14 protein-coding genes and 1 tRNA gene are annotated in these 14,045 nt (G+C 73.4%); 5 read left to right on the forward strand and 10 right to left on the reverse strand.

What is annotated here, in order from left to right; genetic code table 11:
• Window positions 1–72: 72 nt before the first annotated feature.
• From mshC to ABZ873_RS32125, 4 genes are all read right to left on the reverse strand, one after another.
• Entirely contained in the window at window positions 73–1,302 is a 1,230-nt protein-coding gene (gene mshC / locus ABZ873_RS32110; protein WP_360879682.1) for a cysteine--1-D-myo-inosityl 2-amino-2-deoxy-alpha-D-glucopyranoside ligase, read from the reverse strand.
• 110 nt (window positions 1,303–1,412) lie between these two features.
• Window positions 1,413–2,261 (reverse strand): SCO1664 family protein, encoded by an 849-nt coding sequence (locus tag ABZ873_RS32115; RefSeq protein WP_360879685.1) that lies wholly within the window; start codon window positions 2,259–2,261, stop codon window positions 1,413–1,415.
• On the reverse strand, window positions 2,225–2,815 hold the full coding sequence (locus ABZ873_RS32120) for a DUF3090 domain-containing protein (protein ID WP_360879688.1): 591 nt from the start codon (window positions 2,813–2,815) through the stop codon (window positions 2,225–2,227). The genes ABZ873_RS32115 and ABZ873_RS32120 overlap by 37 nt, the downstream gene beginning before the upstream one ends.
• Before the next feature lie 77 nt (window positions 2,816–2,892).
• Window positions 2,893–3,612 (reverse strand): histidine phosphatase family protein, encoded by a 720-nt coding sequence (locus tag ABZ873_RS32125; RefSeq protein ID WP_360879691.1) that lies wholly within the window; start codon window positions 3,610–3,612, stop codon window positions 2,893–2,895.
• Between the two features lie 55 nt (window positions 3,613–3,667).
• Between ABZ873_RS32125 and corA the strand changes: the two genes are divergently transcribed.
• On the forward strand, window positions 3,668–4,660 hold the full coding sequence (gene corA, locus ABZ873_RS32130; RefSeq protein WP_360879694.1) for a magnesium/cobalt transporter CorA: 993 nt from the start codon (window positions 3,668–3,670) through the stop codon (window positions 4,658–4,660).
• A gap of 40 nt (window positions 4,661–4,700) precedes the next feature.
• On the opposite strand, the gene ABZ873_RS32135 is transcribed toward corA, so the two are convergent.
• On the reverse strand, window positions 4,701–5,489 hold the full coding sequence (locus tag ABZ873_RS32135; protein WP_360879697.1) for a ferritin-like domain-containing protein: 789 nt from the start codon (window positions 5,487–5,489) through the stop codon (window positions 4,701–4,703).
• Between the two features lie 186 nt (window positions 5,490–5,675).
• Window positions 5,676–6,725, reverse strand: a complete 1,050-nt coding sequence (locus ABZ873_RS32140; RefSeq protein WP_360879700.1) for an LLM class F420-dependent oxidoreductase — start codon at window positions 6,723–6,725, stop codon at window positions 5,676–5,678.
• A gap of 100 nt (window positions 6,726–6,825) precedes the next feature.
• Here ABZ873_RS32140 and ABZ873_RS32145 point away from each other — a divergent pair, with 100 nt between their 5' ends.
• Both ABZ873_RS32145 and ABZ873_RS32150 read left to right on the forward strand, forming a co-directional pair.
• Window positions 6,826–7,809, forward strand: coding sequence for an aldo/keto reductase (locus ABZ873_RS32145; protein WP_360879703.1), 984 nt, complete (start codon window positions 6,826–6,828; stop codon window positions 7,807–7,809).
• Complete coding sequence (locus ABZ873_RS32150; RefSeq protein ID WP_360879706.1) at window positions 7,806–10,157, forward strand: ATP-binding domain-containing protein; 2,352 nt, start codon at window positions 7,806–7,808, stop codon at window positions 10,155–10,157. The genes ABZ873_RS32145 and ABZ873_RS32150 overlap by 4 nt, the downstream gene beginning before the upstream one ends.
• A gap of 63 nt (window positions 10,158–10,220) precedes the next feature.
• Here ABZ873_RS32150 and ABZ873_RS32155 read toward each other — a convergent pair whose 3' ends face one another.
• Window positions 10,221–10,907 carry a hypothetical protein gene (locus ABZ873_RS32155; RefSeq protein ID WP_360879709.1) on the reverse strand — a complete coding sequence of 229 codons (687 nt, stop codon included), beginning with the start codon at window positions 10,905–10,907 and terminating at the stop codon, window positions 10,221–10,223.
• 48 nt (window positions 10,908–10,955) lie between these two features.
• On the opposite strand from ABZ873_RS32155, the gene ABZ873_RS32160 reads away from it, so the two are divergent.
• Window positions 10,956–11,144 (forward strand): DUF5703 family protein, encoded by a 189-nt coding sequence (locus ABZ873_RS32160; protein ID WP_360879712.1) that lies wholly within the window; start codon window positions 10,956–10,958, stop codon window positions 11,142–11,144.
• 57 nt (window positions 11,145–11,201) lie between these two features.
• On the opposite strand, the gene ABZ873_RS32165 is transcribed toward ABZ873_RS32160, so the two are convergent.
• From ABZ873_RS32165 to ABZ873_RS32175, 3 genes are all read right to left on the reverse strand, one after another.
• Entirely contained in the window at window positions 11,202–11,891 is a 690-nt protein-coding gene (locus tag ABZ873_RS32165) for a chaplin (RefSeq protein ID WP_360879715.1), read from the reverse strand.
• A gap of 162 nt (window positions 11,892–12,053) precedes the next feature.
• The gene (chpH, locus tag ABZ873_RS32170; RefSeq protein WP_030770277.1) at window positions 12,054–12,287 is read right to left on the reverse strand and encodes a chaplin ChpH; all 234 of its coding nucleotides are present in this window, start codon (window positions 12,285–12,287) and stop codon (window positions 12,054–12,056) included.
• Window positions 12,288–12,416: 129 nt separating this feature from the next.
• Entirely contained in the window at window positions 12,417–13,742 is a 1,326-nt protein-coding gene (locus tag ABZ873_RS32175) for a M20/M25/M40 family metallo-hydrolase (protein WP_360879719.1), read from the reverse strand.
• 167 nt (window positions 13,743–13,909) lie between these two features.
• Between ABZ873_RS32175 and ABZ873_RS32180 the strand changes: the two genes are divergently transcribed.
• Window positions 13,910–13,997 (forward strand) — tRNA-Leu (locus tag ABZ873_RS32180).
• The last annotated feature ends 48 nt before the right edge of the window (window positions 13,998–14,045 follow it).

The raw sequence follows: 14,045 nt of genomic DNA on the forward strand, positions 1-14,045 counted from the left end.
ATCCAGCCCCGCCGGCGTTTGAGGCGCGGGGGTCCGGGGGCGGAGCCCCCGGGACACGGCGCGCGGGCGGCGTTACAGAGCCACGCCCAGGAGGGCGTCCACCGTGCGGGAGACCAGGCCGGGGGCCGATTCGTCGGTGCCGTCGGTGGCGTTCTGCCGCTCCACCCACCGGTCCACCGCCGCCAGCGCGGCAGGGGCGTCCAGGTCGTTCGCCAGGGCCTCGCGGACCTCCTCGACCAGGGCGTCCGCCGGGATCCCGTCCGGCCGGGAGACGGCCGCACGCCACCGCTCCAGCCGGGCCACGGCCTCGGCGAGGACGGCGTCCGTCCACTCCCAGTCCGCCCGGTAGTGGTGCGACAGCAGCGCCAGCCGGATCGCCGCCGGGTCCACCCCCGCCCGCCGCAGCGCGGACACGAAGACGAGGTTCCCCTTCGACTTCGACATCTTCTCGCCGTGCAGGGCCACCATGCCCGCGTGGACGTACGCCTTGGCCATCGGGAACTCGCCCGTCAGGGCCTGCGCGTGCGAGGCGCCCATCTCGTGGTGCGGGAAGGCGAGGTCGGATCCGCCGCCCTGGATGTCGAAGCCCATGCCGAGGTGGTCGAGGGCGATCGCCACGCACTCGATGTGCCAGCCGGGCCGGCCGCGGCCCAGCGAGCCGCCGTCCCAGCTCGGCTCGCCCGGACGGGCGGCCATCCACAGCATCGGGTCGAGCGGGTTCTTCTTGCCGGGCCGGTCGGGGTCGCCGCCCCGCTCGGCCGAGAGCAGCCGCATCGCCTCGGCGTCGAGGTGGGAGACGCCGCCGAAGTGCGGGTCCGCCTCGACGGAGAAGTAGATGTCGCCGTCGAGCTCGTAGGCGGCGCCGGCGTCCCGGAGCCGCTCCACCAGCGGCACGATGCCCGGTATGGCCTCGACGGCTCCGATGTAGTGCTGCGGCGGCAGCATCCGCAGGGCGGTCATGTCCTCGCGGAAGAGCGCGGTCTCGCGCTCGGCCAGCTCGGTCCAGTCGTGGCCGTCGCGCTGGGCCCGCTCCAGGAGCGGATCGTCCACGTCCGTGACGTTCTGGACGTAGTGGACCTGCCGCTTGGTGTCGAGCCACACGCGCTGCACGAGGTCGAACGCGTTGTAGGTCGCCGCGTGACCGATGTGGGTCGCGTCGTACGGGGTGATGCCGCAGACGTAGATGCGGGCGACGGGACCGGGGGCGAGGGTGATCGTCCCCTGGGTCGCGGTGTCGTGGATCTTGAGGTCGCGGCCCTTGCCGGGAAGGGCGGGGACCTCGGAAGCGGGCCAGGCATGCATGCGTCGAGCCTAACCGGACGCGTGTTCCGGTAACGAACCGGACCTGCACTGTTGTCCTGATCGGCGCTCTTGCGGTCCGGCCGTCCGTGTGCGTGCGGCGCGCGGCCGGTTCAGACCGGCGGCCAGGGGATCGCGGGCCACTGCCCGGACGGATGGGGGTGGGTGCCGGTGCGCAGCAGCTGCGCCACCCGGTCCCGTACGGCGGCCAGCTCGGCGGTCGTGATGAGTTCGGCCAGCCGGGTGGCGAGCGGGGTGCCCTCGGCCAGCTCGGCGGCCAGCCGGGTGAGGGTGTCGCGGGCCTCCTCGGTCAGCGGCTCGCCCGCCCAGCCCCACAGCAGGGTGCGCAGCTTGTCCTCGGAGTGGAAGGTCACACCGTGGTCGATGCCGTAGAGCCGGCCGTCGGGGGCGGGCAGCAGGTGGCCGCCCTTGCGGTCGCCGTTGTTGATCACGGCGTCCAGGACGGAGAGCCGGCGCAGCCTGGGGTCGTCGGCGTGGACGAGCAGGGCGGTGCGGCCCTCCCCGACCTCGGCGAGGGCGACGGGCTTCCAGCCCTCCCCCGCCTCCTCCCCCTCCACCAGCGCGAGGAGGGCGCCCTCCTCGGTGTCGCCCTCGGGGCCCGCCGAGGTGATCCACCGCTGGACCATGCCCTCGCCGTACGGTCCGTCGCGCAGCACGGTGGCCGGTACGAGGTCCCAGCCGGTGGCCCGGGAGACCAGGTAGGCGGCGAGCTCGCGGCGGGCGAGGTTGCCGTCGGGGAAGTCCCACAGCGGGCGCTCGCCCCCGACCGGCTTGTAGACGCATTCGGTGCTGGCGCCGTCATGGGTCACGGTGCAGAACAGGACGGCGTTGGACGCCTCCCGGATCCGGCCGACGACGGTCAGCTCGCCCTTGGCGAGCAGTTCCTCGATCTCCCCCTCGTCGGTCACGCCTGGCGCCGGTAGCCGTTCTGGCGCGGGCACACATGCCCCTCCGGGTCCAGCGGGAGGCTGCACAGGGGGCAGGGCGGGCGGCCCGCGTTGACCACGTCCAGGGCGCGCTTGGCGAAGGCGCGGGCCTGGGCGCCGGTGAGGCGGACCCGCAGCATCGGCGGGCCGTTCTCCTCGTCCTGGAGCAGCCGCTCCTCGGCCTCGGCCAGGTCCTCGTCGGAGTCGGCGTCGAGCTCCACGAGGGCCTGCGCCTCGACGATCATGCGCTGCTCCTCGCCGTCCCAGGCCAGGGCCATGGTGCCGACGCGGAACTCCTCGTCGACGGGGACGTCGAGGGGGGCGGTGTCGGCGGCCTCGGCCGGGGCCATGGCGGGGACGGGGGCGTTGCCCCCGGTGCGGCGTACGACCTCGTCGAGCAGTTCGTCCATCCGCTCGGCCAGCGCGGCCACCTGGGTCTTCTCCAGGGAGACGCTGGTGACGCGGGGGCCGGAGGATGCCTGGAGGAAGAACGTCCGTCGTCCCGGCAGACCGACCGTGCCGGCCACGAAGCGGTCCGGGGGGTCGTAGAGGAACACCTGACGGGGCACGTCCAGTCTCCAAGTCTCGGTGGTGGGGGCAGGTCTGCGCCCTTGTGCTGGCCCGTCCACCCTACTGCGCCCGCCGATCACACCGCGCCCGCGCCGCCCCCCACGACGGCGTCGCCGCCGTCCTCGGTGTCCTTGTCGGAGGCGACCGGCTCGGCGGCGGCCGGGCGGCGTACGAGGGAGCCGAAGTCGCCGGTGTCACCGAGCCGGAAGACGAACGGGCGGGTCGGGGTGTAGCGGACGGCGGTCACCGAGCAGGGGTCGACGTGGATGCGCTGGAAGAGGTCCAGGTGCATGCCGAGGGCGTCCGCGACAAGGGACTTGATGATGTCTCCGTGGGAGCACATGAGGAAGACGGCGTCACTGCCGTGCTGCTCCTCGATCCGCTCGTTCCATTCCCGTACGGCTTCCACGGCGCGGGACTGCATGGCGCGCAGGGACTCCCCGCCGGGGAAGGCGGCCGCGGAGGGGTGCTGCTGGACGATCTTCATCAGGGGTTCTTCGGAGAGCTCGGCGAGTTTGCGCCCGGACCAGTCGCCGTAGTGGCATTCGCCGATCCGCTCGTCGGTGTGGAGTTCCAGCTCGGGCCGGGCGGCCAGCAGGGGCGCCAGGGTCTCGCGGCAGCGTTGCAGCGGGCTGGTGACGGCGGCGGCGAGCGGGACGCCCGCGAGCCGCCCGGGCAGCGCGGCGGCCTGCTCGGCCCCCCGCTCGTCGAGGGCGACGCCGGGGGTCCATCCGGCGAGCAGCCCTGCGGTGTTGGCGGTGGACCGCCCGTGTCGTACGAGGATCAGCGTGGCCATGGGGGCCAGCGTAGGCGGTCCCGGGGGCGTGCGGGCGGGCCCGGGGCGGGTGAGAATGCTCCCTGTGATTGTGGATTGCGCGATCTACCGGGACGGGCGCCGCACCGAGGGTCCGGAGGACTTCTCCGACGCCCTGGACGCCGCGCGGGCGAGCGGTGACGCCTTCCTGTGGATCGGGATGTACGAGCCCACGGAGGCGGAATTCGATCACGTCAGCCGCGAGTTCGGCCTGCACCCGCTGGCGGTGGAGGACGCGCTCAAGGCCCACCAGCGCCCGAAGCTGGAGGTGTACGACGACTCGCTGTTCGTGGTCCTCAAGCCGGTGCTCTACGAGGAGTCGACGGACACGGTGTCGGCGGGCGAGCTGATGCTGTTCATCGGGGACTCCTTCGTGGTGACGGTGCGGCACGGCGAGGGCGCCCCGCTGGCGGCCGTGCGTCACCGGCTGGAGGAGGACCCGACGGTGCTGCGGCACGGGCCGACGGCCGTGCTGTACGCGGTGTCGGACGCGGTGGTGGACCACTACATCGAGGTGGCGGCCGAACTCCAGGTGGACCTGGAGGAGCTGGAGGCGGACGTGTTCGCGCCGAACGCCTCGGACGCCAAGAACACGGCCGCCCGGATCTACGGCTTCAAGCGGCAGGTGCTGGAGTTCCGGCGGGCGACGAACCCGCTGCTCCAGCCGATGGACCGGCTGGCCGTCGGGGACGTGCCCTTCGTCCACGACCACGCCCGGCCGTTCTTCCGGGACGTCGCGGACCATCTGACGCGGGCGAGCGAGCACATCGAGGGCCTGGACCGGCTGCTGTCGGACGCCCTCGCCGCCCATCTGGCGCAGACGGGTCTGCGCCAGAACGACGACATGCGCAAGATCTCGGCGTGGGCGGCGATGGCGGCGGTGCCGACGATGGTGGCGGGGATCTACGGGATGAACTTCGACCACATGCCGGAGCTGCACCAGTCCTGGGGCTATCCGGTGGTGGTGCTGGTCATGGTGGGCGTCTGCCTGGGCCTGCACCGGATGTTCAAGCGGCGCGGCTGGCTCTGAGCCGCGGGCGCGTCCGGGTGCCCCGAAGGGGTCCGGTGCCTCAGGCGAGGCCGGGGGCGGGGGCCGGGGCGCCGCCGAGGGCGTCGCGGCGCCGGGGCATCCGGAGGTTGACCATCCGGTGCCAGCCGCTGAACCGCTCGTAGGCGTACAGGCCGCGGATGCCGGCGGCGAGCAGGGCCGCCTTGGGGGCGGGCCAGTGCAGCAGGCGCCCCATGTGGTCCATGACGGCGAGGCTGACGTCCCGGTAGACGGAGATCTCCGCGAGGGCGCTCTCGCGCAGCACGCGCTGGATGGTCCGGCCGTGGCCCTCGCGGGCCAGCCGCAGCAGTTCCTCGTGGCAGTAGGCGAGGTGGTTGTCCTCGTCGTTGCTGATCATGTGGATGGCCCGGCCCACCTCGGGGTGGTCGCCGAAGTGGGTGACCAGCATCTCCATCTGGTCGGCGGCGCGCTGCTCGGTGACCCGGCTGTGGGCGAGGTAGACGACGATGTCGTGCTCGGTCAGCGGCTCACTGCGGCGCAGCTTCTCGTGGGCGAGGCCGATGCCGCGGCGTTCCAGCAGCATCGTGTAGTCCGTCTCGGGCGGTACGGGGACGGGCGGCAGGCCGCGCTTGCGCAGCAGGGCGTTGAAGATGCGGCCGTGCTTGTCCTCGTCGGCGCCGTGCCGGACGATCTTCGGCGCGAGGCCGCGCATGCCGTCGGGCACCAGGGCGGCGATGCGGGCGTTCTCCCAGCCGCCCTGGGCCTCCCCGCTGGCGGCGATGGAGCAGAACAGCTGGAAGGAGTCGTCGTTCTCGATGATCTCCTGGAACAGGCTGCGGGCAGAGAGCATGGAACGAGTCAAACGCCGGTGGCCGGGGCGGGCAACCGATAGGTCGCACTACTCGTCCGAATGAACGAACCGAAGGCGTGGCCCGCGGTGCGTAACCCCGGCGGCTCCCGGGGCGTTGTTGGCTGTGTCGGCCGTGGCGGGGAAGACCCCCCGAGCCCCCACCACGGCCGCGGACTTCGGGCCCGCTCAGGCGAGGCCGGCCCGCTCCAGGGCCTCGGTGCCGGCGCGCAGCGCGGCGACCCGCTCGTCCAGGGTGAAGCCGGCCGGGGCCAGCGTCAGGGTGGTGACCCCGGCCTCCGCGTAGGCCCGCATCCCGTCCGCGATGCGCTCGACGGGGCCGAGCAGGGTGGTCGAGTCGATCAGCGAGTGCGGGACGGCCTCGGCGGCGCCGTTCTTGTCGCCCGCCAGGTACTTGTCCTGGATCTCGGCGGCTTCCTTCTCGTAGCCCATGCGCTGCGCGAGCTGGTTGTAGAAGTTCTGCTTGCGGCTGCCCATGCCGCCCACGTACAGGGCGGTGTAGGGGCGGAACATGTCCGCGAGGGCGGGCACGTCGTCACCGAGGGCCAGCGGCACGGTCGGGCAGACGTCGAACCCGTCCATGGTGAGCCCGGCCTTCTCGCGGCCCGCCCGGATGTGGGTCAGGGCGGTGGCCTCCAGGTGCTCGGCGGCCGGGAAGATCAGCAGGGCGCCGTCCGCGATCTCGCCGGTCTGCTCCAGGTTCTTGGGGCCGATGGCGGCGATGTAGAGCGGGATGTGCTCGCGCTCGGGGTGCACGGTCAGCTTGATCGGCTTGCCCGGGCCGCCCGGCAGCGGCAGGGTCCAGTGCGCGCCCTCGTAGGTGAGGCGTTCGCGGCTCATGGCCTTGCGGACGATCTCCACGTACTCGCGGGTGCGGGCGAGCGGCTTGTCGAAGGTGACGCCGTACCAGCCCTCGGAGACCTGCGGGCCGGAGACGCCGAGGCCGAGGCGGAAGCGGCCCTTGGTGAGGGAGTCCAGGGTGGCCGCCGTCATGGCGGTCATGGCGGGCTGGCGGGCCGGGATCTGCATGATCGCGGAGCCGACGTCGATGCGCTCGGTCTGGGCGGCGACCCAGGAGAGCACGGTCGGCACGTCGGATCCGTACGCCTCGGCGGCCCAGCAGATGTCGTATCCCAGGCGGTCGGCCTCCTGGGCGACGGCGAGGTTGTCGGCGTCCATGCCCGCGCCCCAGTAACCAAGATTGATGCCGAGCCGCATATGTCGTCCCCTTACCGGTTTACCGATCAGTAACGTTGCTGTGCGGGGACTCTAGCGCGCCCCGTGGTTCCGCGTCAGCGCCGCAGTAGTCTCAGCGCTCATGGAGCAGAGGCATCTCGGCCGCACCGGACTGCGCGTCTCCCGGATCGGCCTCGGCACCCTCACCTGGGGCCGTGACACCGGCGAGGAAGCCGCCGCCGAGCAGGTGAAGACCTTCTGGGAGGAGGGCGGCACGCTCATCGACACCGCCGACGTGTACGGCGGCGGGGAGGCGGAGTACCTCCTCGGGCAGCTGATCGGCGGGCTCGTCCCGCGCCGGGACCTGGTGATCGCCACGAAGGCGGGCAGTGTCCGCGCGCCGGACCGGCGCTTCGACGGCTCGCGCGGGCACCTGCTGGCCGCGCTGGACGATTCGCTGGACCGGCTGGGCACCGACCACGTCGACCTCTGGCAGGTGCACGCCTTCGATCCGGAGACCCCGCTGGAGGAGACGCTGCAGGCCCTGGACCTGGCGGTGAGCAGCGGGCGGGCCCGGTACGCGGGGCTGGCGGGCTTCTCCGGCTGGCAGCTCGCGAAGGCGGCCACCTGGCAGCTGGCGGCGCCGGGGACGCGCACGCGGATCGCCTCGACGCAGATGGAGTACTCGCTGCTCCAGCGCGGGGTGGAGCGGGAAGTGCTGCCGGCCGCGCTGGACCTGGGCGTCGGCCTGCTGCCGTCCTCGCCGCTGGGGCGCGGGGTGCTGACGGGCAAGTACCGGGCGGGCACCCCGTCCGACTCCCGGGGCGCCTCGCCCACGCTGGCCGGGCTGGTGGAGCCGTACCTGGACGAGGCGTCGGGGCGGATCGTGGACGCGGTGGTGACGGCGGCGCAGGGGCTGGCGGTGACCCCGCAGCAGGTGGCTCTGGCGTGGGTGCGGGACCGGCCCGGCGTGGTCGCGCCGATCGTCGGCGCGCGGACGTCCGCGCAGCTCGCGGCGGCGTTGTCGGTGGAGGCCCTTAGTCTTCCCGAGGAGATCCGCCGGGCTCTGGACGACGTCTCGGCCCCTCTCCACCGCTACCCCGACCAGGACTGGAGCACCCTGTGACCACCCCCCGGCAGACCGCCCCCGACCACCCCGCCGAGGCCGACGGCCAAACGGGTGCCGCGGGGGGACCGGACGCGACGGAGGCCACCGCCGTCGAGGTCCCGGGGGGTGCTGACGCCGGGGGCGACGCCACCGGGGGCGAGGACACCCCGGGCGAAAGCCCCGCGAGTGAAGGCCCCACGGGCGGGGACGCTGCGGGCGAAGGCGCCGAGGGCGAGGACGCCACGAGCGAAGACTCGGCGGGCGAAGGCGCCGCAGGCGAAGGCACGGCGGACGAGGACGCCGCGAGCGAAGGGCCCGCGATCGGGGGCGCTGAGAGCGAAGGCGCTGCCGACGAGGACACCCCGGGCGGAAGCCCTGCGGGTGACGGGGACGCAGGTGAGGGTGGCGCCGGGGCGGGGGTCAGTGAGGCTCAGGCTGAGTTGGCTGCGCAGCGGGTGGAGCGGGAGCGGATTGCTCGGCGGAGGGCTGAGCGGGAGGGGCCCGTGGAGGCGGGGGGCAAGCTCAGCGGGAAGGCCGCCGATCTGCTGGCCGCCGTACGGGCCGTGGAGAGCGGGGGGAAGCCCTCCGCGAGCTACTTCGACGACGCCCCGGCCGAGCCCCGCAAGGCGGCCCCCGCTCCCCCGCAGCCCCGTCCGGCCGCGCCCGCTTCCACACCCGCCGCGCCCTCCGCCGGCAGCGTGGACGACGTACGGGCCGTGCTCGCGCGCGGTGGTGCCCCCGAGGCGCTGGCTGCCCCCGCCGCGGCGGCGCTCGGGGAAGGGGCCGCCGAGGAGCTGGCCGGGAACCCGTGGCGGCTGCTGGCCGTGGCTTCGGTGCGCCCCACCCAGGCGGACGGTTTCGCGCGGGCCCTGCTGGGCGCGGAGGCGGGCCCCGGGGACGAGCGCCGCACGGCCGTCCTGGTGGGCTGGCTGCTGGCCCAGGCCGGGCTCAAGGGGCACACCGCGCTGGAGGCGCCCCTGCTGGAGAAGGCCCTCGCCCAGTACGGCGTACCGGATCCCGCCGCGGCCCTGGAGGGGGCCGTCGCGGAGGGCTCGGTGCTGGTCTTCCACGAACCGCTCGGCCCGCCGCCCGAGGAGGGCGAGGAGCAGCCGGTACGGATCCTCGTGGGCCTGGAGGGTGCCGCGATGGCCGAGGAGAGCCTGGCCGACGGCCTGGACCGGCTGGCCGGCACCCTGGAGGGCCCGGCGGACTGGGAGGAGGCCGCCGCGGCGGCGCCCGGCCCGTCCGCCGCCGAGCTGATCCGCGCGGTCGCCAGGCACGGCCTGGTCGCGCACACCGGCGGCGAGGCGGCCCGCGCCGAACCGCTGGCGCTGGTCGCGGCGGCCCGCGCGCAGGGCCTGCGGGTCTGCCTGGCCGCGCACGCGCACGCGCCCGGCGGCCCGGACACGGTGACCGTGGCGGGGCTGCTATCCGGGGCGGAGGGCCCCGGCCGGGACGCCGACGGGCAGTTCGCCCTGGACCTGCTGGTGGTGCTGGACGCCCCGCAGCTGGACGTGGAGACCGCCGCCGCGCTGGTGGAGTCCGTGCCGGACGGGGCCCGGCTGGTGCTGTCCGGGGATCCGGGCGTGCTCGGCCCGGCGGGGGCCGGACAGGTGTTCGCGGATGTGCTGGCGGCGCGTACCTGCCCGCAGGTGGTCTCCCGTACCCCGGATCCGGGCCCCCTCGGCGAGCTGGTCTCCGGGATCGGGATCGGGGAGCTGAACCAGGTCGACGCCCCCGGCAAGGAGGTCGTCATCGTCCCCGTGCAGGACGCCGGGGAGGCCGTGCACCGCACCGTGCAGCTGGTGGCCGAGTCCGTGCCGCGGGCCTTCGGGATTCCGGCCGAGGAGGTGCAGGTGATCACCCCGGGGCACGGCGGTTCCGCCGGTACGCGGGCCCTGAACGCCGCCCTCAAGGAGCGGCTGAACCCGGGCCCCGGCCGCTTCGCCGGCTTCGACCCCGGCGACCGGGTGGTGCACGTGCCCGCGCCCGGCCGGGCCGAGCCGGCCCGGGTGGTGTCGGCCGACGCGGAGGGGCTGCACCTGGAGCTCGGGGGCGCGCGGATCGTCGTACCGCAGGAGGCTGTCGAGGCGCGGGTGCGGCACGGCTGGGCGGTGACGGCGCATCAGGCCGCGGGCGGGCGCTGGCCCGCCGTGGTGGTGGTGCTGCCCGGGGACGCGGCGCAGGCCCTGTCGCGGGACTGGGTGTACACGGCCTTCGGCCGGGCCGAGCGGCACCTGTCGGTGGTGCACGGGGTGGACCAGGCGCTGCCGCGCGCGGTGGCCGAGGTACCGGCGAAGCCGCGTACGACACGGCTGGCGGGCCTGCTCCGGGCGCTGGCGACGGCGGGCCGGCAGGAGGAGTAGGCGGCCGCGGCCTCCCGCCCCGAGGGGTGGGAGGCCGCGGCGCGCGGGACGGGGCGGGCGCGGTCAGGCGGGGGCCATGCCCGGCTGTGCGGCGCCCTCCTCGTCCTCCTCCTCGTCACTGTCGTCGCCGTCGTCGCCGTCGAAGTCGTCGGCGTCCTCGTCGAAGACGGAGCTGACGTCGAAGCGGTGCAGGACGTCCTGCGGATCGAGGTGGGTGAAGGGCGTGCCCAGCCACTCCCCCGGTTCGGCGGCCTCGGCGGAGGCGGCGATCCAGAGCGTGGAGTCGCCCTCCTCCAGCCCGAAGTCCTTGAAGCGGGAGGCGATCTCGTCAGGCTCGTACTCCCCGAAGACGACACCCAGGGCATCGGCGGTGCCGCCGTCGTGGACGAATTCGGGGTCGCGCTCGTGCGTGGCGACCCGCTCGGCCTGGGCCATCAGCCGCGCCGGTTCCACGACGGCGTAGTCGCGGCGGATCAGCACGCTGAACGCGGCCGGCTCGGCGGGGCCGGTGTACGGGACCCCGTCCTCGGGGGTGGGAATCTCGAAGGGAGTGACCTCGTCGTAGCGGTCGTAGAGGAGCTCGTCGTACTCCTCGGCCGCGGCGGCGAGTTCGTTGAAGGCGGCGTAGACGTCCGGATCCTCGTCCCCGATCCTGCGCTCGACCGCGGCGAGGTGGCGGTCGAGCGCGGCCTTGACCGCCTCGGCGGCGGCGCGGACCTCGGCAACAGTGGGCAGAGCGGCATCAGACATACAGCAGACGCTATCCGTAGCAGGGCTCTGCCCGCACAATAGATACCGATGCCGGAATACGAATTTGTCGATGTGTACGTGCCCCGCGGGATCCCTCGCAAGGAGGCGACCCGCCTGCTGACCGACCATGCCGAGTACGGGAACTGGGAGCTCGACCGGCTGACCTTGCTCCGGGACGGCAGCCGCCGCGTGCGGTTGCGCCGCCGGATCATCCGCCAGATCCGCGCGACCTGGTGAGGCCCGCGGGCACGGAGAAGCGGGCCCCGGGGGCGGGGCCCGCTTCGTGAGCGCCCGTCAGGCGGCGGCGCGGGAACGCCGGTAGAGCACGGTCCCGGCGAGCAGCAGCCCGCCGGCGATCGGCAGCCCGGCGGTGAGCACGTCCCCGGATCCGGTGGCGGCGAGCCCGGGGGTGCCGGGGGTGCCGGGGGCACCAGGGTTGCTGGGGGTCCCGGGGGTGCCCGGGTTCCCCGGGGTGCCGGGGTTACCGGGGTTACCGGGGTTACCGGGGTTACCGGGGTTGCCCGGGTTACCGGGAGTGCCCGGGTTCCCAGGGTTACCGGGGTTACCAGGATTGCCGGGCGTGCCCGGGTTCCCAGGGTTGCCGGGGTTCCCAGGGTTGCCCGGGTTCCCAGGGTTGCCGGGGTTACCCGGGTTCCCCGGGTGGTCGTCGCAAGGTTCGTCGTGGCCCGGCCGGGGCTTCGGCTGCGGCTTGGGCTTCGGCTTCGGGTGCGCCGACGTGTTGGCGCAGTGGTTGCCGAAGGCCGGATTGAGGGCCCCCACCACCGTGACGGTGTTCCCGCAGGCGTTCACCGGTACGTCCACGGGCGCCTGCACCGTGTTCCCGGACAGGAGCCCCGGCGAGTTCGCCGCCTGCCCCTGCGCCCCGGAGTCCGCGTGCGCGTATCCCCCGCCGAGGGCGAGGACACCGCCCGCGGCAGCCATCGTGATCAGGGTCTTCCTGGTGACCTGTGCCGGTCGTCGCATCTGTACTCGTCCCCTGGTGTGTACGGTCCGGCCGGCGCCCCGCGGCCCGGCCGCCCGGGCTCCCCCGCCCGGGTGGTGCCGAAAAGTGGAGAAGTCCGGGCCCGAAAGCCCGGTGGCCCCGGAGCGCTGGAATGCGCTCCGGGGCCGAAGACTTCAGACGCGTCAGGCGTTGACGCAGGTGTTGCCGAAGGCCGGGTTCAGCAGGCCGATCACGTTCACGGTGTTACCGCAGACGTTGACCGGGATGTGGACCGGGACCTGCACGACGTTGCCGGACAGGACACCGGGGGAGCCGATGGCCGCACCCTGGGCACCAGCGTCCGCGACGGCCATGCCGGCACCCGCGAGAACCAGACCACCGGTGGCAGCCGCAGCGGCGACAACCTTCTTGAGCATTGTTCCTCCTAGTTGGCAATGCGGTCCCAGCCGCGGACCGCACCACCTGTAACGAGGAGGGATCACCGGGGCTACGAGCGTATGAGTGCATTCACTCTTCTCAGTGGAATGCGCACACCTGCTCGAATCTCAGGCGTTGTCGATGAATCGGTCGAGCACCCGCACACCGAACGTGAGTCCGTCCACGGGCACCCGCTCGTCCACGCCGTGGAACATCCCGGCGAAGTCCAGCTCGGGCGGGAGCTGGAGCGGGGCGAAGCCGAAGCAGCGGATGCCGAGGTCGTCGAAGGACTTGGCGTCCGTACCGCCCGAGAGCATGTACGGCACCGCGCGCGCGATCGGGTCCTCGGCCCTCAGGGCGCTCTGCATGGCGTCCACGAGGCGGCCGTCGAAGTCCGTCTCCAGCGCCTTGTCCCCGTGCACGTCCTCGCGCTTCACGCGGGGGCCGAGGATCCGGTCCAGGTCCGCGAAGAACTCGTCCTCGTAGCCCGGGAGGAAGCGGCCGTCCACGTGGGCGGTGGCCTGGCCGGGGATGACGTTGACCTTGTAGCCGGCGCCGAGCATGGTCGGGGCGGCCGAGTTGCGCAGGGTCGCGCCGACCATCTTGGCGATGCCGCCGAGCTTGGCGAGCGTGGCGTCCATGTCGTCCGGGTCCAGGGGGGTGCCGAGCGCGTCCGAGAGCTCGTCCAGGAAGCTCCGTACGGTCTTGGTCACGCGCACCGGCCACTGGTGGCGGCCGAGCCGCCCCACGGCCTCGCACAGCTCCGTGATGGCGTTGTCGTTGTTGGTCATGGAGCCGTGGCCCGCGGTGCCCTCGACGGTGAGGCGCATCCAGTGCATGCCCTTCTGGGCGGTCTCCACGAGGTAGAGGCGCAGGTTCTCGTTGACCGTGAAGGAGAAGCCGCCGACCTCGCCAATGGCCTCGGTGACGCCCTCGAACAGCCCGGGGTGCTTGTCGACCAGGTGCCGGGCCCCGTAGATGCCGCCCGCCTCCTCGTCGGCGAGGAAGGCCAGCACGATGTCGCGCGGGGGCTTGCGGCCGCTGCGCATGCGGTCGCGGACGACGGCGAGCGTCATCGCGTCCATGTCCTTCATGTCGACGGCGCCGCGGCCCCACAGGCAGCCGTCGGCGATCTCGCCCGCGAAGGGGTCGTAGGTCCAGTCGGCGGCGTTGGCGGGGACCACGTCGGTGTGCCCGTGGATCAGCAGCGCGGGCCGCGAGGGGTCCTCGCCCTCGATCCGCGCCACGGTGGAGGCGCGGCCCTTGTGCGATTCGAAGATCTGCGGCTCCAGGCCGACCTCGGCGAGCTTCTCGGCGACCCACTCCGCCGCCTTGCGCTCCCCGGGGCCCGAGTGGTCTCCGTAGTTGCTGGTGTCGATCCGGATGAGGTCCCGGCAGAGGTCGACGACCTCGTCCTCGCCGGAGACGGTCCTGCCCGCGCTCGATCCGCTCACGCTGCTTCCTCCCACTGATCAGTACCGGACCTCCCCATCCTCCCGCTCCGGGCCGCTCTCCCCAAGGGCGATCCCCGGCCGCCGGGGGGTGTGATCGAGGACCCCGGAATGTTTGGTAATGTTTTCCACGTCGGAACGGCCCGCGAGGGACGCGAGACAGACACCTGGTCCGGGTGGCGGAATGGCAGACGCGCTAGCTTGAGGTGCTAGTGCCCTTTATCGGGCGTGGGGGTTCAAGTCCCCCCTCGGACACCACGATGGTCTCAGGACCGCGAAGAGCCGGTCGGAGCGATGAAAATCGCT

It is taken from the genome of Streptomyces sp. NPDC047014, from assembly GCF_040644195.1.
Taxonomy (GTDB): Bacteria; Actinomycetota; Actinomycetes; order Streptomycetales; family Streptomycetaceae; genus Streptomyces.

Bases quoted from the DNA above. Each gene is read 5' to 3' on its own strand.
- mshC (WP_360879682.1), bottom strand. From the start codon at position 1,302: ATGCATGCCTGGCCCGCTTCCGAGGTCCCCGCCCTTCCCGGCAAGGGC.
- ABZ873_RS32125 (WP_360879691.1), bottom strand. From the start codon at position 3,612: ATGGCCACGCTGATCCTCGTACGACACGGGCGGTCCACCGCCAACACC.
- corA (WP_360879694.1), top strand. From the start codon at position 3,668: ATGCTCCCTGTGATTGTGGATTGCGCGATCTACCGGGACGGGCGCCGC.
- ABZ873_RS32135 (WP_360879697.1), bottom strand. From the start codon at position 5,489: ATGCTCTCTGCCCGCAGCCTGTTCCAGGAGATCATCGAGAACGACGAC.
- ABZ873_RS32140 (WP_360879700.1), bottom strand. From the start codon at position 6,725: ATGCGGCTCGGCATCAATCTTGGTTACTGGGGCGCGGGCATGGACGCC.
- ABZ873_RS32145 (WP_360879703.1), top strand. From the start codon at position 6,826: ATGGAGCAGAGGCATCTCGGCCGCACCGGACTGCGCGTCTCCCGGATC.
- ABZ873_RS32155 (WP_360879709.1), bottom strand. From the start codon at position 10,907: ATGTCTGATGCCGCTCTGCCCACTGTTGCCGAGGTCCGCGCCGCCGCC.
- ABZ873_RS32160 (WP_360879712.1), top strand. From the start codon at position 10,956: ATGCCGGAATACGAATTTGTCGATGTGTACGTGCCCCGCGGGATCCCT.
- ABZ873_RS32165 (WP_360879715.1), bottom strand. From the start codon at position 11,891: ATGCGACGACCGGCACAGGTCACCAGGAAGACCCTGATCACGATGGCT.
- chpH (WP_030770277.1), bottom strand. From the start codon at position 12,287: ATGCTCAAGAAGGTTGTCGCCGCTGCGGCTGCCACCGGTGGTCTGGTT.